Here is an 18,759-nt window from a genome sequence, read left to right on the forward strand (position 1 = left end):
CTTGCTCGACGGACGCGGTTGTGCGATCCGGTATGGTGCCCGGTCTATGTTTTCTGAGTATGTATTAAGGGATTTCCCTGGGAGTGGCGCGATGGCGCCACTCCCAGTTCATCGGGTCGGTTGCTGCCGGGATGCGTTATTGACTCGCTGCTTGAGCTGCGTTTGCCTTTTTCTCAGCGTTTTGCAGGTTCTGCGGATAGTTCGGATCGTTCTGGGCCGGGTTGTATCCGTTGCTCTCCAGCTTTTTCAGTTCGGCGGAATTTTTCGCACGGGCCTGCTTGCGGGCCGCCTTTCGCGCTGCTTTTTTCTGTGCTCTTTGCTGCGCTTTTGTAGCAGGGGCCGAGGCGGACGTGCTGTCGGTGGCGGCACTGTCGCTGGCCTGGGCTTGCGCGAGCCCGGCGAGACCCAGCATCAATGCGCCCGAGGTGAGCAGAACTGCCAGCTTTCTTGTATTCGATGACGTCATATTGTTCTCCATTTGAGTGTTGGCAAACAGAGATTACCAGCATAAAGAATGTGATCGGGAGTGGTACGTAAGCGATAGAAAAAACTGATCACAGCCTATTTGTTTTCTTGTTGGACTGACGTCCCCCAATTCTGGAAACTGCGCTGCCCGATTCAATACGCGGGAGCACGCGCTTTACGTCAACAGCGCGCTCGTCGTCCGCTGCAGGACTGACCGTCATCCCGGTCCCGCCTCAAGAAACACATGCATATGATCTGAATGCCGGTTGGCTTCGACCGGCGCGGTATGACAGCACGCAGCCGCAATGTCGTGCGTGAGCGCACAACAATCCGCTGCAAACCGTTCGAAGAAAATACCCCTGGAGACGACTGACATGAGCTGGACCCGCGAACAGCGCAATGTGACGATCGCAGCCTACCTCGGCTGGACGCTCGATGCCTTCGATTTCTTCCTGATGGTGTTCGTCCTCAAGGACATCGCGACGGAATTCAATACCGGCATCCCGGCGGTCGCGTTGGCGGTGACGCTGACGCTCGCGATGCGGCCGATCGGTGCCCTGATCTTCGGTTACCTCGCGGACCGCTTCGGCCGACGTCCCACGTTGATGATCAATGTCGCGTGCTTCTCGTTGCTGGAATTTGCCTCCGGCTTCGCACCGAGCCTGACCGCGCTGCTCGTGCTTCGCGCGCTGTTCGGAGTTGCGATGGGCGGCGAATGGGGCGTGGGCTCCGCACTGACGATGGAAACCGTGCCGACCCGTTCGCGCGGCCTCGTGTCGGGTATCTTGCAGGCCGGCTATCCGAGCGGTTATCTGCTTGCATCCGTTGTGTTTGGTGTTTTGTATCAGCACATCGGCTGGCGCGGCATGTTCATGATTGGCGTACTGCCTGCCTTGCTGGTCCTCTATGTGCGCTCGAACGTGCCGGAGTCGCCAGGCTGGAAGCAGATGGCGAAGCGGCCGCGCCCGAGCCTCATGTCGACACTCAAGCACAACTGGAAGCTGTCGATCTATGCGGTCGTGTTGATGACCGCGTTCAATTTCTTCTCGCACGGCACGCAGGACATGTACCCCACGTTTCTGCGTGAGCAGCATCATTTCGCTCCGCATATGGTGACCTGGATCTCGATCGCGCTGAACCTCGGTGCGATCGCCGGTGGTCTCGCTTTCGGTTGGGGATCGGAAAAGATCGGTCGCCGCCGGGCGATTTTCATCGCGGCGCTGATGGCGCTGCCGGTATTGCCGCTGTGGGCGTTCTCGAGTGGCGCAGTCGCGCTCGCTATCGGCGCGGTCCTGATGCAGATCTTCGAGCAGGGCGCATGGAGCGTGATACCGGTTCACCTGAACGAAATTTCTCCCGAGGAAGTACGCGCGACGTTCCCCGGTTTCGTCTACCAGCTCGGTAATCTGCTGGCGAGCGGCAACGCCGCGCTGCAGGCGCAAATCGCGGTGAATCACGGTGGCAACTATGGTTTGGCGCTCGCACTCGTCACTGGAATCGTTGCTGTAGTTATCGCAGTGCTGATTCTGTTTAGCCCTGAACGGCGCGGCATCGATATGACGCGAACGAGCGCGGGGAGTGCTGCGGCAAGTTGATCTCAGGCATTTTCCATACGGGCCCGATACGCTCGACCCGTTGCGAGGCGCTGCTCGGTAATGCCCCGCGCCCGCTCCGTGACGGTCTCGAGAATCGCTGCCGGCGCTGTTGCGGGCGACCCCGCCTGAAACGGCGGCTTCGGATCGTAAGCCATATACAGCTGAAGCTCCTGAGCGACCGTCTCGCCACGCAGCAGCGACACGACGATCAACGAGCCGTCGATGCCGGAGGTCACGCCACCGGCGCTGATGAACTGACTGTCGATCACCACACGCTCTTCACTCGGAATCGCACCGTACAGCGGCAGTACGTTCATGGCGGTCCAGTGCGTCGTAGCACGCTTTCCTTGCAGCAGCCCCGCTGCACCGCATAGCAACGCGCCGGTACAGACCGAATACACGTAGCGTGCGCCGGCGGCCTGCCGGCGGATGAACGACAGCACGGCTTCGTCGTGCATCAGTGCTTCCTGGCCGTGACCACCGGGCACGAGCAGCACATCGAGCTGTGGTGCTTCGTCGATTGTCGTATCGGGCAGCAGCTTCATGCCGGCAAGATCGCGCACCGGTTCTATCTCTTTCCAGATCGTGAAGAACGTCGAGTTCGGCACGCGTGCGAGTGCCTCGAACGGACCGGTGAAGTCGCACTGATCCATGTTCGGGAAGATGAGGGCGCCGATTTTCAGGGGGATGTCTAATGGAATAGGCATGGTGGTTACCTCTGCGTCCTGGTCGAATCAATGTTTCGGGGCGTGTGTTCCTTGAGAAGCTATGTTGGAGAAGACGCTATCGCATGTCTATTACCTGCGATGTAATCATGATGCCTCCCCCGGTAATTGCAGCATGCGCAGTAAGGGCGGCTATTACCTCGCGCGTAATTGTTGAGCCTGACGTGGCTCACTAAAGTGTGCGTGTCGTTTGATGATTCTCATCGACACACCCAACTTTCAAGGAAACGTCATGACTCAATTTCCCATCTACACGCTCGACTCCGCGCCCGAACAATCGAAGCCCGCGCTGAATGGTCTCGCTCAGGCATTCGGCATGGTGCCTAACATCGCCGGCGCGATTGCTGGGTCACCGAGGTTGATCAACGGGCTGGTCGCGGTGTTCCAGCAGGCACACAGCGGCATCTTCACTGAATCGGAAGTTCAGACGCTGCTGCTGACCAATGCGGTGACAAATGCCGCAACGTGGCCGGTCGCTTTCCACTCGTTTCTCGCACTCAAGGAAGGTTTGAGCGAGGTCGACGTGCAGGCTATCCGTGAGCGTCGACTGCCGCAGGACGACAAACTCGCCGCCCTGTCACGCCTTGCACGAACGCTGATTGAAAAGCGCGGCCGTGTCAGTGATGAGGACGTTGCTGCGTTTACCGCAGCAGGCTTCGAAGCATCGCGTGTACTCGATGTGATTCTCGTGGTCGCCGCATCGACCATGACGAATTACACGGCGAGCGTCACGCAGCCGCCGCTGGAAGAACTGTTCCAGTCTCACGCGTGGCAGGACTAAGGGGTAAAAGAACGGCCGGCCTCCACGCTTTACACCAGACTGGCCGGCCGCTACCTCGTATCCGCGTCGCCCGGAACCGACGGTGGCGCCGTTTTTGCACGACGCCCGCTAGTGGCCCACTCCGATCAGTACCTTGCCACGCGCGTGTCCGGTGGCCACCTTCTCTAGCGCGGAACGCGCTTCGTCAAACGGAAAGACCGAGTCGACGATGATCTGTAGCTGGTCCGCCTGGAACAGGCGCACGGCGTCCCGCAGATACGAAGCGGCTTCCGCAAAGAACACGGACTCGCCTGCATGACCGTTTCTGGCTTGAATCCCGAACTCCACCAGAGTCGCGATGCGTCCGCCCGCAGCGAGTACCGACCACGACCTTTCCAGCGTTTCGCCACCGATGGTGTCAAGTACCAGGTCGATGTCGCGTATCGCCGTGAAATCCTGCGTGCGATAGTCGATGACCTCGTTCGCACCGAGACTCTTGACCAGCTCCACGTTGCGGCCTGAGGCTGTCGCAACGACGTAGGCACCCGCGTGATGGGCGAGTTGGACCGCCACGCTACCTACTCCACCGGCCGCGGCATGAATCAGTACCCGTTGCCCCGGTTGCAACTGACCGATGTCGAAAAGACTCTGGCTGGCCGTGCCGAAAGCGGTAGGGAGAGCCGCTGCCTGCTCGAAGCTCATCTCCAGCGGGATGAGGCACAACCCGGCGGCAGAGGCTACGAGTGCCTTCGCAAATGCGCCACCTGCGCCTGGCGCAGTGCGGCCGACCACACGATCACTCGGTGTGAAACCGGTCACCTGATCGCCGACAGCCTGGACCACGCCGCTGAAATCCGTACCAGGCGCATACGGAAACTGGACGGGAAATACCTGCTGCATGTGGCCAGCGATGATCTTCAGGTCGAGCGGGTTAACGCTCGCGGCTTCGACACGGACAACAACTTCGTGGGGTTGCGGGTCGCGTAGAGCGGCTTCGCCAGGCGTGACGACGTCCGGGCCACCGAACGCGTTGATGAAGACTGTCTTCATAGTTCGTTCCAGAAAATAGTTTGATCAGGCTTGCGAAGGGAATTGGCCAAGCTGAAGGAACAGGGCGAACCAGTCTTCCATATGCCACGTGGTGGTGATGTGCTTTCCGTCGAGTGTATGAAACTCATGAAGGCGGAACTTCACTTCCTTCCCCGTCGATGCGATGCCGAATATTTCGCCGCGATGGGTACCGCTGATCTCGGCGCGAACGCCAATCCTGCCGGGCTCCTGGATCATGTCGTGAATCGCGATCTGAAGATCGGGAAACGCCTGCGTGAAACTGCGAATAATGACTTTGATGCCCTCGGGTCCCGGCTGCTGACCGGGCGCGAGCGGAATGTCGTCCCAGTCGGAAGCGAGCACTTCGTCGACGAGATCGGGATTCTTCTCGCTGAATGCGCGATAAAGGGTTTCCACCGCAGCGCGTTCCACGCGGAGCCGTGTAGAGAGGTCGGTACCTGATGCGTTCATGGTGTTGTCATCGATTGCGTGAGAGGAGAGCCCATTGTGCGAACTGCGTTAAAATCCGTCCAACAAATAACCTATATATATCTCTATTCGTTTTATGGATTTTCACGGAATCGATCTGAACCTGCTCGTCGCATTCGATGCCTTGATGGGCGAGCTGAACGTGACCCGCGCGGCGGTCCAGGTCGGCGTCAGCCAGCCGGCGATGAGCGCAGCCCTGTCGAGGCTGCGCAAACTGCTGGGCGATCCGCTTTTTCTCCGCGGTGCGGACGGGCTGCGGCCGACGCCACGTGCGCGTGATCTGGCCGGGCCGATCGCGCACGCCCTGCGCGAGATCGAGGCCACACTCGTGAGCAAGCCCGAGTTCTTGCCCGAAAGTGCATCGTTGACTTTCAGCCTTGGCATGTCGGAGTACCCGGCGTTTGTCTTGTTACCTTCTTTACTGCAGTCGCTTGAGCAAGAGGCGCCCGGTATCACGATCACCGTACATGCATTTAGCGACCGGGATCATGCGGTTGATCTGCTGGATGCGGGGACCATCGATGCCGCTATCGGCGTGCCGCCAACGCGTTCAGACGGGCGAATCAAGACACGCCCCATCCTGCGTGACGAATTCGTGACGATCATCGCCAGGCGCCATTCGTCGGCGCGCCGAGCGATGAGCATGAAAGCCTACCTGGCGCTATCGCATGTGCTTGCGTCTCCGGAAGGAGACCGGCATGGCCTTGTTGATCAGGTTCTGGCGCAGCAAGGCAAGAAGCGTCGTCTCGCACTTACGTTGCCGCACATGTTTGCGGTGCCTGGGGTCGTAGCGCGCACGAGCATGGCCGCTACCGTGATGAAGCGGGTCGCGCTGAGTTCGCCGGCCAGCCGAAACCTGGTGTTGTTTCCTCCGCCGGTTGCATTGCCGGAGATAGTGTTCGACCTCATCTGGCATCGTCGCAGCGACCATCATCCCGCGCAGATCTGGATGAGAGAGTACATAGCGCAGCAGGCTGCCTCGCTGTAGCCATTACGGTATCGACGGCATATTTGAATGTCGTTGCCAATTGATGCTGATACGCTTCACCGCACCGCATTGTCAAGCGAGCCTGTACCTGCTCCCTGTCATGATCCTCCACCGTGACTGCAAGGCGCGGTGGAGGTGATTTCGTCGAGAGCGAACCCGAACTCGGAACGACGGCCGTGGAGAACGACCGGGAGCCCTACGGGAAGGTCCTGAATGGCGCACTCGCGGTTGACAAGGACCGTATAGCCCGTGAGCCACGAGTGGATCGACCGGTAGGATCTGGCGGTGACTTCGTCGCTTCCGTCTAGCGGGGCGATGTCGGCGTAGTAAGCGTTGGTGACTTTGCCGACGTGACGCAGCCCGGCGCGAGTCACGGTGCCGGCAATGGTCTCAGGTTTTGTGGCCACATGGAAAAGGACGACGCACGTCGCGGAATAGAGCGGAATCCCGGTGAAGAAGATCACCGGCAGCATCCCAAAGCAGTCGATGCCGATACGTTTCAGGCGATCCACGAAAGAGCGTGGTTTGCGATTTTTGAGCTGGAGCCAGAGGATTCCGGCCAGCAACATGAGGGCGCACTCCAGCAACAAAATGCGCATGATGCGAAGCTCCTGGGCACGAGAGGTGATGAGACGTGCCGCGAGATCGTCGAGCCAGAAGAAGACGTAGAAGTAACTGAGGCAAGCAGCGCCTTGGAGTAAATAGGTGAGCTGCAGCGCTCGGTTGCCTGCGCGATCCGCTTTTTTCTGCGCCTCCAGGTGCGCTTTGTGTCGCGCCATGCGTTCGGGCGGAAGGGTCGCCAGAAATTGCCTGTTATAGGCCCGCTGCTGGGCACGCAGCAGTCTCGCCGCGCGCCATTGCCTCAGACCAGGCAGAGCGAGCGCGATCGTGACAAACAGGATGCCTGCCAGCAGGCTGAGGAATAAGGCCATGGCGCATTCTAGTTGACTATGCCCCATCACCCTCACGTGTGCGGCGCTCGCGAACGGCGTCGAGCCTATCGCACCAGCGCCGAATCGTTTCATAACTGACGATCAACCTACGCTCGAATGTGAGGCGTGGGATCTCCTCGCCCGCTCATAGAACGATCACTTATTCCAAGATCTTACCCATTCAACTTAATCGATTGACTTGGGATGGAGCGCATGCAAAATTTGTATACACGGAGATTGCAGTACAACTAACAAATACGTAATTAATGTTAAGAATTTCAGATCGTCGGGGAGCGAGCGATATATGACACTTTGAAGCACTTTTGCAGGCATCGACATTACACCCATGAGAAGAAATCGTAAGATATTGTGCGGCCTGTCCTCGATGTTGTTCGTAGCTGGTCTGATTACCGCGCAAAGCGGACACGCACAGGTGACACTCAATTTCGTCAACGCCGACATTGACCAGGTGGCGAAAGCAATTGGTGCGGCGACTGGTAAAACGATCATTGTCGATCCACGCGTGAAGGGTCAACTCAATCTCGTTTCGGAGAACCCGGTGCCTGAAGAGCAGGCACTCAAGACATTGCAATCCGCGTTGCGGATGCAAGGGTTCTCTCTGGTTCAGGATCACGGCGTATTGAAGGTGTTGCCGGAAGCCGATGCGAAGCTGCAGGGGGTACCGACTTATGTCGGTAATGCACCTTCGGCACGCGGCGACCAGGTGATCACGCAGGTGTTCCAGCTGAAGAACGAATCGGCCAACAATCTGTTGCCGGTACTGCGCCCACTGATCTCGCCGAACAACACAGTGGCCGCCTACCCTGCGAACAACACGCTCGTCGTCACCGACTATGCGGATAACGTGCGACGTATCGCGCAGATCATCGCGGGCATAGATTCGGCAGCGGGTCAGCAGGTGGATGTTGTACCGCTGCATAACGCGAACGCACTCGACACCGCACAGTCGCTGTCGAAGATGCTCGATCCGGGTGCGATCGGTAGTACGGATACGACATTGAAGGTTTCAGTCACGGCCGACGTCCGCACTAACTCGCTGCTATTGCGCGCATCGAATGCAGCGCGGCTCAATGCAGCGGAGCTGCTCGCGAAGAAGCTCGATGCGCCGACCGCGCAGCCCGGCAACATTCACGTCGTACCGTTGCGCAACGCGGATGCAGTGAAACTCGCGAAGACCTTGCACGGCATGCTGGGCAAAGGCGGCGACAGCGGTTCGTCGGCCAGTTCCAACGATGCGAACTCGTTCAACCAGAGCGGCAACTCGTCGTCGGGCGGCGGCAGTTTCTCGACAGGGACGTCGGGCACGCCGCCGCTGCCTTCGGGGCTGAGTAGCTCGTCGTCTTCATCGAGTGGCTCATCGAGTTCGACCACCGGCGGCGGCACGGCAGCCGCGGGGCTGCTTGGCGGCGACAAGGACAAGGGTGACGACAACCAGCAGGGTGGCATGATCCAGGCCGATGCGGCCACCAACTCGCTGATCATCACGGCGCCGGACGCGGTGTACCGCAACCTGCGGGCAGTGATCGACCAGCTCGACGCGCGGCGTCCACAGGTGTACATCGAAGCGCTGATCGTCGAACTGGCGGCGAACAACAATGCCGACCTCGGGATCCAGTGGCAGATCGGGAACAACTCTCTCGTTGCGGGCACCAATCTCGCGGCGAGCGGCACCAACAGCATCATCAATCTGACGTCGGCCGCGGCGACGGCGACCACCGGTGGTCTTGCGTCGTCGTTGGGGAGCCTGTCGCAGGGGCTCAACATCGGTTGGGTGCACAACTTTCTCGGCGTCCAGGGGCTCGGGGCGTTGTTGCAGGCACTGTCGCAGTCCAGCGACGTCAATGTGCTGTCCACCCCTAACCTCGTCACGCTCGACAACGAAGAAGCCAAGATTGTGGTTGGCCAGAATGTGCCGATCACCACCGGGTCGTATTCGAATCTCACCAGCGGTAGCACAGCCTCGGCGTTCAACACGGTCGATCGCGTGGACGTCGGCCTGACGCTCGATATCAAACCGCAGATCACCGACGGCGGGATCCTCAAGTTGCAGCTTGCTACTGAAGACTCGTCGGTTGTGAGCGGCACGACCGATCCGACGTCCAATCCGAACGGTCCGACGTTCAACAAGCGTTCGATCCAGTCGACGGTGCTTGCCGACGATGGCGAGATCATCGTGCTCGGTGGCCTGATGCAGGACAGCTACGCGGTCAGCAACAGCAAGGTTCCGTTGCTGGGCGATATTCCGTGGGTCGGCCAGCTGTTCCGCTCGGAATCGAAGACCCGCTCGAAGACCAATCTGCTGGTGTTCCTGCGTCCTGTGATCATCAACGACAGCGCGACTGCGCGGGCGGTGACGCAGAACCGTTACGACTACATCCAGGGTGTGCAGGGCGCGTACAAGTCGGACAACAACCTGATCAAGGACAAGGACGATCCGGTCGTTCCGCCGATGCCGCTCGGTCCTGCCGAGGGCGGCTCGCCCGCAATGAATCTGTTCAATCTGGATCAGATGCGTCGTCAGCAGATGGCGCCCAAGGCGGCGGCTCCTGCACCTGCTTCGGCGAGCGGCGTCGGTTCGAAGATCGAATCGCCGGGAGATCATCCTTGACTGGTCTGCTAACCGTGTAGTCATGCCCGCAAGCAAGATAAAGGAAACGCCCCGTGGACGATCGATCAGGTGAAGTGCTGGCAGTAATGTGGGGTTACCTCGCTCTCGCGAAGGCGCTCGACTGCAATGGAGTCTTGCCCGTTTCAGAGCTGGTGAAACATCTGGAGACGGGGTACGGCTATGGCGTGGCGACCCAGCAGATTGCGCAAACCACCGAAGTCGACTCGCTTATCGAAGCGCTGCGGCAGATTGGCGATGCGCTTCATAAAGCGGGGAGCACGTAGCGACGCGCGATCATCGAATTGGGCGAGCGACGGAGCTCACGTGAAACCTTGGAGCAAGGACGCAGCGCGGCCAGCGTCGCCTCCTTGCTCCCGTGCTGTGAAAGTCCGCTTGTGCAGGGCTCAGTTCGGATGGGCGTTCGCGGCTTCTGTTGCTTTCTTGAGTTCGTCGCTAGCCTCGACAAGCAGCGCACGTGCCTTTCCGGCGTGTCCGCCGAGGTCCCATTCATTGGCCTTCTGTGCATCGTTGATTCGCGTGCTCGCCTCTGCGACCAGACCCTGCGCGACACGCAGGTTGGGGTGTCTGTCGCCGGTACTCTTCGGTGCGGTTTGGGCAAACGTCGAGAAACTGCACAAGGTCGCTGCGAGAACCGCGGTACTCAGAACGAAGCGCTTCATATGATTTTCTCCTTTGGGGGCACATGCTAGGCGGGCGGCGATGTACTGCCATTCCCGGGGGTATGCCGGAGAGCCGTGAGGCTGCTTACCGTGCTCCTTTCTAACGAAACCGGGTCTCTGAGCGTTGACGCGGAATGGTATGCGTTCCAGATAGGCGCGCGAACCAGATAAGGTCAGATCGATCTGCACTGCGAAATAGTGAACCTGCCGATGGCGTGACCATGATTCAAGCCCCCGCCCGCTAATGTGCCGTCAGGCCGCTATCGATAGCCCCAGAAACATGACGGCACCGCACCATCGAAGCTGCTATCCGCCGAAGGGCCCGGTCAGATTTGCCGTTTTTTCGCTGACTAGGGGATTTCCCTGGTCATAGGGCGTTCTTCAGATAGGGGCAGCGCGCGCGAGGGGCCGGTGTCGGCTCCAGTGAGTGACGTCGGGTAGGGATAGGATGAGATTATCCTGCTGTTTATAAAGGATATTTAATTGAATTCCTGCTGTTTCGCTACGGTGCAGGGTGCAATTTCAAGCGAGCGAAATCCAAAGTAACGCGATTCTCGCCACCCCAACTTCACCCACTTCTTGAATTTGTCATCCCTCGTCCATATAATTGGCACTCACCGCACGAGAGTGCTAACAACATCGCCGGTTGGCCCGCCAGCCGGGTTTTCTCAGCGTTCTTCAGTCTCAATCAAGAGAGGAGTGTGTATGAACCTTCGTCCTTTGCACGATCGCGTGATCGTCAAGCGTCTGGATCAGGAAACGAAAACCGCCTCGGGCATCGTGATCCCCGAAGCTGCAGCAGAAAAGCCGGATCAAGGCGAAATCCTGGCCGTCGGCCCGGGCAAGCGTGACGATAAGGGCGCACAGATCGCGCTCGACGTGAAGGTCGGTGACCGCGTCCTGTTCGGCAAGTACGCTGGCCAGACCGTCAAGGTCGATGGCAACGAACTGCTCGTGATGCGCGAAGAAGACATCATGGCTGTGGTGCAGAAGTAAGTTTCGCGCCCGGTTATTTTCAAGAATTCAAGGAGTTAGAAGATGGCAGCTAAAGACGTCGTATTCGGTGATTCCGCCCGTGCCAAGATGGTTGAAGGCGTGAACATCCTCGCCAACGCTGTGAAGGTCACGCTCGGTCCCAAGGGCCGCAATGTCGTGCTCGAGCGCAGCTTCGGCGGCCCGACGATCACGAAGGACGGTGTGTCGGTCGCGAAGGAAATCGAGCTGAAGGACAAGCTCCAGAACATGGGCGCGCAAATGGTCAAGGAAGTGGCTTCCAAGACCAGCGACAACGCCGGCGACGGTACGACGACCGCAACGGTCCTCGCACAATCCATCGTTCGCGAAGGCATGAAGTACGTTGCATCGGGCATGAACCCGATGGACCTGAAGCGCGGCATCGACAAGGCTGTGAACGCAGCGATCGAAGAACTGCGCAAGATCAGCAAGCCCTGCACGACCAACAAGGAAATCGCCCAGGTCGGCGCGATCTCGGCAAACAGCGACACGTCGATCGGCGATCGCATTGCTGAAGCCATGGACAAGGTCGGCAAGGAAGGCGTCATCACCGTCGAAGACGGCAAGTCGCTGCAAGACGAGCTGGACGTTGTCGAAGGGATGCAATTCGACCGCGGCTACCTGTCGCCGTACTTCATCAACAACCCGGACAAGCAAGTTGCTGTGCTCGAAAACCCGTTCGTGCTGCTGCACGACAAGAAGGTTTCGAACATTCGCGACCTCCTCCCGGTCCTCGAGCAAGTCGCCAAGGCTGGCCGTCCGCTGCTGATCATCGCTGAAGATGTCGAAGGCGAAGCGCTGGCTACGCTGGTTGTGAACAACATCCGCGGCATTCTGAAGACCGTTGCTGTCAAGGCTCCGGGCTTCGGCGATCGTCGTAAGGCCATGCTGGAAGACATCGCGATCCTGACCGGCGGTCAAGTCATCGCTGAAGAAACCGGCCTGACGCTCGAAAAGGCAACGCTGGCCGAACTGGGTCAAGCGAAGCGTATCGAAGTGGGCAAGGAAAACACGACGATCATCGACGGCGCTGGCGAAGGCGCGAACATCGAAGCGCGCGTGAAGCAAGTGCGTACGCAGATCGAAGAAGCGACGTCGGACTACGACCGTGAAAAGCTGCAAGAGCGCGTGGCCAAGCTGGCCGGCGGCGTGGCAGTGATCAAGGTCGGCGCTGCGACCGAGATGGAAATGAAGGAAAAGAAGGCACGTGTCGAAGACGCACTGCACGCAACCCGCGCAGCTGTTGAAGAAGGCATCGTGGCTGGCGGCGGTGTGGCACTGATCCGCGCGCGTTCGGCAATCGCCGGCATCAAGGGCGACAACGCCGATCAAGACGCAGGTATCAAGATCGTGCTGCGCGCGATGGAAGAGCCGCTGCGTCAGATCGTCACGAACGGCGGCGAAGAAGCCAGCGTCGTGGTGGCAGCAGTTGCAGCAGGCAAGGGCAACTACGGCTACAACGCTGCAACCGGCGAGTACGTCGATCTGGTCGATGCAGGCGTGGTCGATCCGACGAAGGTAACGCGCACGGCGCTGCAAAACGCCGCTTCGGTAGCTGGCCTGCTGCTGACGACCGACGCAGCTGTCTGCGAACTGCCGAAGGAAGATGCACCGATGCCTGGTGGTGGCGGCATGGGTGGCATGGGCGGTATGGGCATGGACATGTAATTTCGGCTTCTGCCGGATTGCATGTGGGAGACGCGCCGCGAGGCGTGTCCCCCAAACGAAAAACCCGCAAGCGATTGCGGGTTTTTTTATTGCATCGATGCTTGCTTCGTTACGCGTGGATCAGGGCGCCGAGAGATACCGGTCCTGCAGATAATCGAAGATGCGCGCAACACCGCTGGCCTTCGACAACGCTGTCGTGTCCACAGTCAGGTCAGGATCGACTGGCGGCTCATAGGGCGCGGATACGCCGGTGAACGATGGAATTGCGCCGGAGCGTGCCTTCGCATAAAGACCTTTCGGGTCGCGGCGCTCGCAGTCGTTTACCGACGCGGCAACGTACACCTCGATAAATTTGTCGTGCCCGATAATCTCGCGAGCCATCGCGCGATCTTCCCGCATCGGCGATATCAGCGCGACGATCACAATCAGCCCGGCATCGTTCATGAGCTGTGCGACATGCGCAACCCGACGAATATTCTCGTGCCGGTCTTCCGCGCTAAAACCAAGATCGCTGGTGAGGCCGTGCCGGACGCTGTCGCCGTCGAGCACATAGCATGCGCGACCCTCCGACATGAGCTGGCGTTCCAGTTCGAATGCGAGCGTGGACTTGCCTGCTCCCGACAAACCCGTGAGCCACACGGTCATCGATTTCTGTCCAAGCACCTGGGTTCTCTCGTTGCTGGTAATGATCCCACTGAAGCGCTGCAGGAAGGGCTGGGTGCGAGCGGCAACAATAGTCGTTCCATCTTCGGGTGCTGTGTCACCGCTTTCACAATGGGGTTCGACGGCCGACGGGTGTAAGTGAGGGGTTTTCAATTTGGGTTATCTCTCTTGCCGGTTCTTCTACAAAACCTGTAGCCGGTCATTTCTCCTGTTTGTCGCGAGGGCGCGGACATATTTCCCGAATCACGTGTATGACACGTAATAAGCGAAGAATCGCGCGCGCCCTTTAGTTATATATCGCATTGAAATAGACGGCGCTGTAACGGCAAATTACAGACGTAATGGACAAACGTCGGCAAGGTGTTGGCGTTTTGGCCAGGCGCTTGTCAATGATCCGAGGGGACGATGCTCCGTCGATGCCCGTCAGTTATGTGGATGTAAGCGGATCACGGGTCATGCGACGCGACGAATAAAGAAATACCCCAGCGTAGGGACGCCCGGAAACGGACCCGTGTCTGCAATAGAGCGTAATGAATTGCGGTCTGAATAGACCCATGAAGAAAGAGCCGCGACACGAATGTGCCCGGCTCACTCACTCACGCGTGCTCGCGTTGGCGGCAAAGATTAGTGCCGCGCTTCCCCAGGCGGCGCATCCTTCGCGCTCGCCACCGGCGCTTCATCCTCGCTGGCGCGAGCCCAGAAAAAGCGATCCGGCAGATACGCACCCATACCGGGACGGTACGCATTCAGGGTTGCCTGATATAGATACTCTTGCGCTTCGCGCACGGCTTCGGCAGGGTCCTGGCCATTCGCGAGCAGTGCCGCGATCGCCGAGCCGAGCGTGTCGGTCAGCCCCATCAGGCGATGCGGCCCACGATCCCACATATCTTCGCGCAACTGGCCGTCTTCGCTGAAGAGCGTATTGACGAGCCGGTGCGTGCCGGTCTGTGTCGAAAGGATGTATTCGCAACCTTGTGACAGCAGATGCGAGATCGCCGCGTCGAGACTCGGGGCTTCGGCATCGCCGTCCGGTTGCGCGAGCGCGAGCAGTGTTGCGTGGTCGGCGACCAGCAGCGTGGTCTGCGGGGCGAGCAGATCGGCGATTGCCTCGCGCAGGTCGTCGGCGGCGAGTACGTGTTCGTCGTCGAGCGTGAAGTCGGGTGCGAGGATCAGTGGGATGTCGTCGTAGTCGGCAACCACTTCGGCGATTGCGCTGACCACTTCTGCGCGCGTCGCCGCGCCGACCTTGAACGCCGCGATCGGCATGTCTTCGAGCAGCATGCGGGCCTGCGTCGCGACGATGTCGGGGTCGAGCCCGGTGACTTCGTCGCAGTTCGCGGAGTCGCGCACCGTATAGCCGGTGAGTACCGTGACGCCGTGACAGCCCATGCTGGCGAGTGTCATCAGGTCTGCCTGTACGCCGGAGCCACCCGTTGGGTCGGAAAGGCCGAAGGTGAGGACGATCGGAGGGGTCTCGCTGGGCATGAAAATCGGGGGCAGGAGTGAGCGGATTGTCGGGCGGAAGCCGCCGCGCGCCACGCGCGCAACGACTCGGCAGTCGGCTCAATTATGCGGCCTATTCTGCCGGCAGGGCATTTTTTCACGCCGTCAGGAACCGAGGGCCGATTGCTAGGCAGTGGGGCGGCAACACGGTACCATCATGGCTCCCGAATTAACGTGCTTTTCGACGCGATACAAGAATGGACCATAAGAGCTGGATGTGCCTGATTTGCGGCTGGATTTACGATGAAGAAGCCGGATTGCCGGATGAAGGAATCGCGCCGGGCACGCGCTGGGAAGACGTCCCAATCAACTGGACCTGTCCCGAATGCGGTGCCCGCAAGGAAGACTTCGAGATGGTCCAGATCTGATCCCGGGCCGCGCTGCGGCCCGTCAGCGTTCCTGCAGCCTGCCCATGATCCCTCCTGCCGTTTCCCCCGCGTCGTTCGAAGCGCTACCCAATCCGCGCGGCGGCGCGGTGCGGACGGCGGAGGCCGCATTGGCCGACGCCGCGCACGCGTTCGCGCGGGGTGACGAGTTCGCGGCACCGCTGCTGCGTGCCGCGTGGATCTTGCGCGAAGCAGGGTGGTTGGCGGCACAACGGTTTACCGACACGCTCGTGCTGGTGTCGCCGCTCGCGGCGGCGCACGTCGAACCGACGAACACCCAGCGTGCACGGGCCGTTTTCGCGGCTGCACTCGACAATTTCCGCGTCGCCGTCGAGCGGCGCAATCTGCGCGAGTTGTCCTGTTCGCCGGCGCTGTTTGCGCACTACCGCGCGCTCGATCTGCTGCTCGCGCAGCGCACCCCGGGCGTAAATGCTGCGTTCGAGGATCTCGCGCTCGCCGGGCGCCCCATTCCGCCGGCAACCTTCAGCCCGCAACCCGCCGACCGGCTCGCGCATCTGCGTGCCCGTTACGAGCAGGCATTGCTGCCGGTGCTACGTGCGCCGGCCGGCGCCGCGGTACAAACAGCCGAGGCAGCCGGAGCCACCGATACCCGCGCCGCACTCGATACGCTCGGCGCGTGCCTGACCGAACTCGCCGGTCCCGATCCCTACGATTTCTGGCGCCTCGCGGCCGCCTGCGCGGATGCGCTGCGCACGAGCGCCCATGTATCGGGCGACGCAGACCTGCGACGTTTCCATGCACGCTGCAATCTCGCGCTCGCCGATCACGCACGCGGCATCGTGCTCGCGCCGCGCTCGCTGGTGCGCCTGGCGCTCGCCTTGCTGTGGCGCGATTACGCGCTGTTCGGCGCTGCGGCGGAGGATGCGGACCACGTCACGCTGCTGCGCGACTACGGCTTGACGACCGACTGGCACGTCGCGGGCACGCAGGCATCGGAAGCACTGTGGGAAGCCGGCACGATTGCCGCCGATGCAACCGCGTTGCGCGGCGACGGTGCAACCCGCGAACTCGGCGTGCTGACGGTCAACGCCCATGCGTTTGAAGACTTCCTGCAAACCGCGGACGCAGCGATTGCCGCACTATCGGATCATGCGCGTGCCGCGTTGCAACCCGACCGGGCAGACCCCAGTGCGGCACTGCAGGCGGGCGACGCCGCCTACCGGCTCGGTGCGGCCGCGGCGGCCCTCGGGCTTGGCCACATTGGCCTGCTGGCCGATGCGCTCGGCGTAGCCTGGCGGCGGCGCGCACATGCGAGCGCGAGCGAAACCGCAGCGGCGCGCCCAGCGCATCCCATCGTTGAAGCACCCGATGCCCCCGCACTGGAGCAGGCCGCCGAAGCGTTGCGCGCGATCCTGCACAAGATCGCCGCCGGCATCGCGCCCACCGACGGCAGCGCCGCGCTCGCCGTACTCACACACGCAATCGAGCGCGGCGGCACCTAGCGTGCCCGCGGCTGCCCACCGCTTGCGATTGTCCGGTTGCGCATACTTCGCGCGGCTCGATACAGGGCCGCCGGCCGGGGCTGGGCGCGTGATAGAGTGTTGCAACATGATCCGCATTTCCCGGATCGCGGCAAACCCCATCCGCCTGTGCGGTCGGCGGGTGCCGAAGGCCCGCCATCCCGCATCGTCTTTGCTAAAATCCGAACTATGTCCAAGAGTACCGATCGCATCAATCTGACCAACCAGTTCCTGATCGCCATGCCGAACATGGCGGACCCCACGTTTTCAGGAACGGTGGTCTACCTTTGCGATCACAGCGAGCGTGGTGCACTCGGCCTCGTCATCAACCGGCCGACCGACATCGATCTGCAGGCGCTCTTCAACCGCATCGACCTCAAGCTCGAAATCGAACCCCTGCTGCATGTCCCCGTTTACTTCGGCGGCCCGGTGCAAACCGAGCGCGGCTTCGTGCTGCACGATCCCGCGGAAGGCAACACGTACACGTCGTCGATGTCGGTGCCGGGTGGCCTCGAAATGACCACCTCGAAGGACGTGCTCGAAGCGGTGGCGAGCGGCAGCGGCCCGCAGCGCTTTCTACTCACGCTGGGCCACGCGGGTTGGGGCGCCGGCCAGCTCGAGGAAGAGATTCTGAAGAACGGCTGGCTCTCGGTGGAAGCCGATCCGAAAATCGTTTTCGACGTCCCCGCCGAAGAACGTCTCGAAGCCGCGCTCGCGCTGCTCGGCATTTCGCTGTCGATGCTCTCGGGCGAAGCAGGTCACGCATGAGCAGTGCGGCTGGACGCGAGGCAACGCTGCTTGCGTTCGACTATGGCGAAAAACGCATCGGTGTGGCGGTTGGCAATTCGCTGACCCGTCACGCGCAATCCCTCGTAGTGCTGCAAAACCGCAATCGCGAGTATCGCTTTGAGGCCGTTGGCAAGCTGATCGGCGAGTGGAAACCGGACGCACTGGTGGTCGGCCTACCGATGCACCAGGATGGCACTCCCCACGCAATGACCCAGCAGGCCAAACGCTTCGGCAATCAGTTGAACGGTCGCTTCAATCTGCCGGTGACGTGGGTCGACGAGCGCTATTCATCGGTTGAAGCAGAAGCCGCCATCCGCGCCGGCACCGCGCGCACCGAGCTGGTCGACGCCGAGGCCGCACGCATCATCCTCCAGCAATATCTAGACGGGCTTTCCGAAGATCATGAGTTCCATTGACGCCGAAGCGCTCTACAGCGCCGTGCTCGAACAGATTCGTGCCGCGTATGGCGAAGCGTTGGCCGCGGGTACGGGCGAGGTCGTGCTGGCCGGTATCTATAGCGGCGGTGCGTGGCTCGCGCAGCGCCTTGCGCGCGACCTGAAGGTCGCGTCGTTCGGCGTCGTCAACGTGGCGCTGCATCGCGACGACTACGCGAAGAAGGGGCTGCATACGCAGGCGAGCCCGACTTCATTGCCGTTCGAAGTCGACAAGCGACGCATCGTGCTCGTCGACGACGTGCTGTACACCGGGCGCACGGTCCGCGCCGCGCTGAATGAGCTGTATGACTACGGGCGGCCGGCATCGGTGGAACTCGCGGTGCTCGCCGATCGCGGCGGGCGCGAGTTGCCGGTGGCGGCGCGTTTTGTCGGCGGCGTGGTCGACGTGCCGGCGCATACGACGCTCGTGCTCGCACGCGGCGAAGGCGGCACCGACGACGCGCCGCGCTTCACGTTCCACACCGAGGCACGCGTCGATTCCTGATTC

General features: G+C 60.9%; 20 protein-coding genes. 12 read left to right on the forward strand and 8 right to left on the reverse strand.

The genetic code is table 11. The features are described 5' to 3' along the window. Positions 1-136 precede the first annotated feature (136 nt). A complete protein-coding gene (locus FNZ07_RS17990) occupies positions 137-466 on the reverse strand; it encodes a hypothetical protein (RefSeq protein ID WP_091010610.1) in 330 nt (109 codons plus the stop codon). A gap of 373 nt (positions 467-839) precedes the next feature. Between FNZ07_RS17990 and FNZ07_RS17995 the strand changes: the two genes are divergently transcribed. Then, entirely contained in the window at positions 840-2,060 is a 1,221-nt protein-coding gene (locus tag FNZ07_RS17995) for an MFS transporter (protein WP_091010613.1), read from the forward strand. Between the two features lie 2 nt (positions 2,061-2,062). Here FNZ07_RS17995 and FNZ07_RS18000 read toward each other — a convergent pair whose 3' ends face one another. Then, positions 2,063-2,767 carry a DJ-1/PfpI family protein gene (locus FNZ07_RS18000; RefSeq protein ID WP_091010616.1) on the reverse strand — a complete coding sequence of 235 codons (705 nt, stop codon included), beginning with the start codon at positions 2,765-2,767 and terminating at the stop codon, positions 2,063-2,065. 250 nt (positions 2,768-3,017) lie between these two features. On the opposite strand from FNZ07_RS18000, the gene FNZ07_RS18005 reads away from it, so the two are divergent. Next, positions 3,018-3,566 carry a carboxymuconolactone decarboxylase family protein gene (locus tag FNZ07_RS18005; RefSeq protein ID WP_091010618.1) on the forward strand — a complete coding sequence of 183 codons (549 nt, stop codon included), beginning with the start codon at positions 3,018-3,020 and terminating at the stop codon, positions 3,564-3,566. 108 nt (positions 3,567-3,674) lie between these two features. On the opposite strand, the gene FNZ07_RS18010 is transcribed toward FNZ07_RS18005, so the two are convergent. Both FNZ07_RS18010 and FNZ07_RS18015 read right to left on the reverse strand, forming a co-directional pair. After that, positions 3,675-4,595, reverse strand: coding sequence for an NADP-dependent oxidoreductase (locus FNZ07_RS18010; RefSeq protein ID WP_091010621.1), 921 nt, complete (start codon positions 4,593-4,595; stop codon positions 3,675-3,677). A 24-nt stretch (positions 4,596-4,619) separates the two neighbouring features. Then, positions 4,620-5,066 carry an ester cyclase gene (locus tag FNZ07_RS18015; RefSeq protein WP_091010623.1) on the reverse strand — a complete coding sequence of 149 codons (447 nt, stop codon included), beginning with the start codon at positions 5,064-5,066 and terminating at the stop codon, positions 4,620-4,622. Between the two features lie 94 nt (positions 5,067-5,160). On the opposite strand from FNZ07_RS18015, the gene FNZ07_RS18020 reads away from it, so the two are divergent. Next, the gene (locus tag FNZ07_RS18020) at positions 5,161-6,072 is read left to right on the forward strand and encodes a LysR family transcriptional regulator (protein ID WP_091010625.1); all 912 of its coding nucleotides are present in this window, start codon (positions 5,161-5,163) and stop codon (positions 6,070-6,072) included. A gap of 98 nt (positions 6,073-6,170) precedes the next feature. Here FNZ07_RS18020 and FNZ07_RS18025 read toward each other — a convergent pair whose 3' ends face one another. Next, the gene (locus FNZ07_RS18025; RefSeq protein ID WP_143098042.1) at positions 6,171-7,004 is read right to left on the reverse strand and encodes a hypothetical protein; all 834 of its coding nucleotides are present in this window, start codon (positions 7,002-7,004) and stop codon (positions 6,171-6,173) included. Between the two features lie 346 nt (positions 7,005-7,350). Here FNZ07_RS18025 and gspD point away from each other — a divergent pair, with 346 nt between their 5' ends. Continuing rightward, entirely contained in the window at positions 7,351-9,633 is a 2,283-nt protein-coding gene (gene gspD, locus FNZ07_RS18030) for a type II secretion system secretin GspD (protein ID WP_091010629.1), read from the forward strand. A gap of 53 nt (positions 9,634-9,686) precedes the next feature. Beyond that, positions 9,687-9,917 (forward strand): hypothetical protein, encoded by a 231-nt coding sequence (locus FNZ07_RS18035; RefSeq protein WP_143098043.1) that lies wholly within the window; start codon positions 9,687-9,689, stop codon positions 9,915-9,917. 120 nt (positions 9,918-10,037) lie between these two features. Here the strand turns inward: FNZ07_RS18035 and FNZ07_RS18040 are convergent, their stop codons facing one another. Beyond that, positions 10,038-10,313, reverse strand: a complete 276-nt coding sequence (locus FNZ07_RS18040; protein ID WP_091010634.1) for a hypothetical protein — start codon at positions 10,311-10,313, stop codon at positions 10,038-10,040. A gap of 705 nt (positions 10,314-11,018) precedes the next feature. Here FNZ07_RS18040 and groES point away from each other — a divergent pair. Both groES and groL read left to right on the forward strand, forming a co-directional pair. Further along, positions 11,019-11,309 carry a co-chaperone GroES gene (gene groES, locus FNZ07_RS18045; protein ID WP_007178996.1) on the forward strand — a complete coding sequence of 97 codons (291 nt, stop codon included), beginning with the start codon at positions 11,019-11,021 and terminating at the stop codon, positions 11,307-11,309. Positions 11,310-11,351: 42 nt separating this feature from the next. Further along, on the forward strand, positions 11,352-12,995 hold the full coding sequence (gene groL, locus FNZ07_RS18050) for a chaperonin GroEL (RefSeq protein WP_091010636.1): 1,644 nt from the start codon (positions 11,352-11,354) through the stop codon (positions 12,993-12,995). A 120-nt stretch (positions 12,996-13,115) separates the two neighbouring features. On the opposite strand, the gene cysC is transcribed toward groL, so the two are convergent. Both cysC and FNZ07_RS18060 read right to left on the reverse strand, forming a co-directional pair. Next, positions 13,116-13,658, reverse strand: coding sequence for an adenylyl-sulfate kinase (cysC, locus tag FNZ07_RS18055; RefSeq protein WP_409373399.1), 543 nt, complete (start codon positions 13,656-13,658; stop codon positions 13,116-13,118). A gap of 624 nt (positions 13,659-14,282) precedes the next feature. Further along, complete coding sequence (locus FNZ07_RS18060) at positions 14,283-15,143, reverse strand: hydroxymethylpyrimidine/phosphomethylpyrimidine kinase (protein WP_091010640.1); 861 nt, start codon at positions 15,141-15,143, stop codon at positions 14,283-14,285. Between the two features lie 215 nt (positions 15,144-15,358). Here FNZ07_RS18060 and FNZ07_RS18065 point away from each other — a divergent pair, with 215 nt between their 5' ends. The 5 genes from FNZ07_RS18065 to pyrR all read left to right on the forward strand — a co-directional run bounded on the left by FNZ07_RS18065 (position 15,359) and on the right by pyrR (position 18,756). Next, positions 15,359-15,529, forward strand: a complete 171-nt coding sequence (locus FNZ07_RS18065) for a rubredoxin (protein ID WP_091010641.1) — start codon at positions 15,359-15,361, stop codon at positions 15,527-15,529. A gap of 44 nt (positions 15,530-15,573) precedes the next feature. Continuing rightward, positions 15,574-17,010 carry a hypothetical protein gene (locus FNZ07_RS18070; RefSeq protein ID WP_091010644.1) on the forward strand — a complete coding sequence of 479 codons (1,437 nt, stop codon included), beginning with the start codon at positions 15,574-15,576 and terminating at the stop codon, positions 17,008-17,010. A 207-nt stretch (positions 17,011-17,217) separates the two neighbouring features. Beyond that, the gene (locus FNZ07_RS18075) at positions 17,218-17,796 is read left to right on the forward strand and encodes a YqgE/AlgH family protein (protein WP_091010646.1); all 579 of its coding nucleotides are present in this window, start codon (positions 17,218-17,220) and stop codon (positions 17,794-17,796) included. Further along, complete coding sequence (gene ruvX, locus FNZ07_RS18080) at positions 17,793-18,233, forward strand: Holliday junction resolvase RuvX (RefSeq protein WP_091010648.1); 441 nt, start codon at positions 17,793-17,795, stop codon at positions 18,231-18,233. Before FNZ07_RS18075 ends, ruvX begins: the two co-directional genes overlap by 4 nt. Continuing rightward, positions 18,220-18,756 (forward strand): bifunctional pyr operon transcriptional regulator/uracil phosphoribosyltransferase PyrR, encoded by a 537-nt coding sequence (gene pyrR, locus FNZ07_RS18085; RefSeq protein WP_091010651.1) that lies wholly within the window; start codon positions 18,220-18,222, stop codon positions 18,754-18,756. The genes ruvX and pyrR overlap by 14 nt, the downstream gene beginning before the upstream one ends. Positions 18,757-18,759: the final 3 nt, after the last annotated feature.

The sequence above is a fragment of the Paraburkholderia megapolitana genome (genome assembly GCF_007556815.1).
Lineage (GTDB): Bacteria > Pseudomonadota > Gammaproteobacteria > Burkholderiales > Burkholderiaceae > Paraburkholderia > Paraburkholderia megapolitana.

Excerpts from the sequence above, each read along its gene's own strand:
- FNZ07_RS17990 (WP_091010610.1), bottom strand. The coding sequence starts at position 466 with ATGACGTCATCGAATACAAGAAAGCTGGCAGTTCTGCTCACCTCGGGC.
- FNZ07_RS17995 (WP_091010613.1), top strand. The coding sequence starts at position 840 with ATGAGCTGGACCCGCGAACAGCGCAATGTGACGATCGCAGCCTACCTC.
- FNZ07_RS18000 (WP_091010616.1), bottom strand. The coding sequence starts at position 2,767 with ATGCCTATTCCATTAGACATCCCCCTGAAAATCGGCGCCCTCATCTTC.
- FNZ07_RS18005 (WP_091010618.1), top strand. The coding sequence starts at position 3,018 with ATGACTCAATTTCCCATCTACACGCTCGACTCCGCGCCCGAACAATCG.
- FNZ07_RS18010 (WP_091010621.1), bottom strand. The coding sequence starts at position 4,595 with ATGAAGACAGTCTTCATCAACGCGTTCGGTGGCCCGGACGTCGTCACG.
- FNZ07_RS18015 (WP_091010623.1), bottom strand. The coding sequence starts at position 5,066 with ATGAACGCATCAGGTACCGACCTCTCTACACGGCTCCGCGTGGAACGC.
- FNZ07_RS18020 (WP_091010625.1), top strand. The coding sequence starts at position 5,161 with ATGGATTTTCACGGAATCGATCTGAACCTGCTCGTCGCATTCGATGCC.
- FNZ07_RS18025 (WP_143098042.1), bottom strand. The coding sequence starts at position 7,004 with ATGGCCTTATTCCTCAGCCTGCTGGCAGGCATCCTGTTTGTCACGATC.
- gspD (WP_091010629.1), top strand. The coding sequence starts at position 7,351 with ATGAGAAGAAATCGTAAGATATTGTGCGGCCTGTCCTCGATGTTGTTC.
- FNZ07_RS18040 (WP_091010634.1), bottom strand. The coding sequence starts at position 10,313 with ATGAAGCGCTTCGTTCTGAGTACCGCGGTTCTCGCAGCGACCTTGTGC.
- groES (WP_007178996.1), top strand. The coding sequence starts at position 11,019 with ATGAACCTTCGTCCTTTGCACGATCGCGTGATCGTCAAGCGTCTGGAT.
- groL (WP_091010636.1), top strand. The coding sequence starts at position 11,352 with ATGGCAGCTAAAGACGTCGTATTCGGTGATTCCGCCCGTGCCAAGATG.
- FNZ07_RS18060 (WP_091010640.1), bottom strand. The coding sequence starts at position 15,143 with ATGCCCAGCGAGACCCCTCCGATCGTCCTCACCTTCGGCCTTTCCGAC.
- FNZ07_RS18065 (WP_091010641.1), top strand. The coding sequence starts at position 15,359 with ATGGACCATAAGAGCTGGATGTGCCTGATTTGCGGCTGGATTTACGAT.
- FNZ07_RS18070 (WP_091010644.1), top strand. The coding sequence starts at position 15,574 with ATGATCCCTCCTGCCGTTTCCCCCGCGTCGTTCGAAGCGCTACCCAAT.
- FNZ07_RS18075 (WP_091010646.1), top strand. The coding sequence starts at position 17,218 with ATGTCCAAGAGTACCGATCGCATCAATCTGACCAACCAGTTCCTGATC.
- ruvX (WP_091010648.1), top strand. The coding sequence starts at position 17,793 with ATGAGCAGTGCGGCTGGACGCGAGGCAACGCTGCTTGCGTTCGACTAT.
- pyrR (WP_091010651.1), top strand. The coding sequence starts at position 18,220 with ATGAGTTCCATTGACGCCGAAGCGCTCTACAGCGCCGTGCTCGAACAG.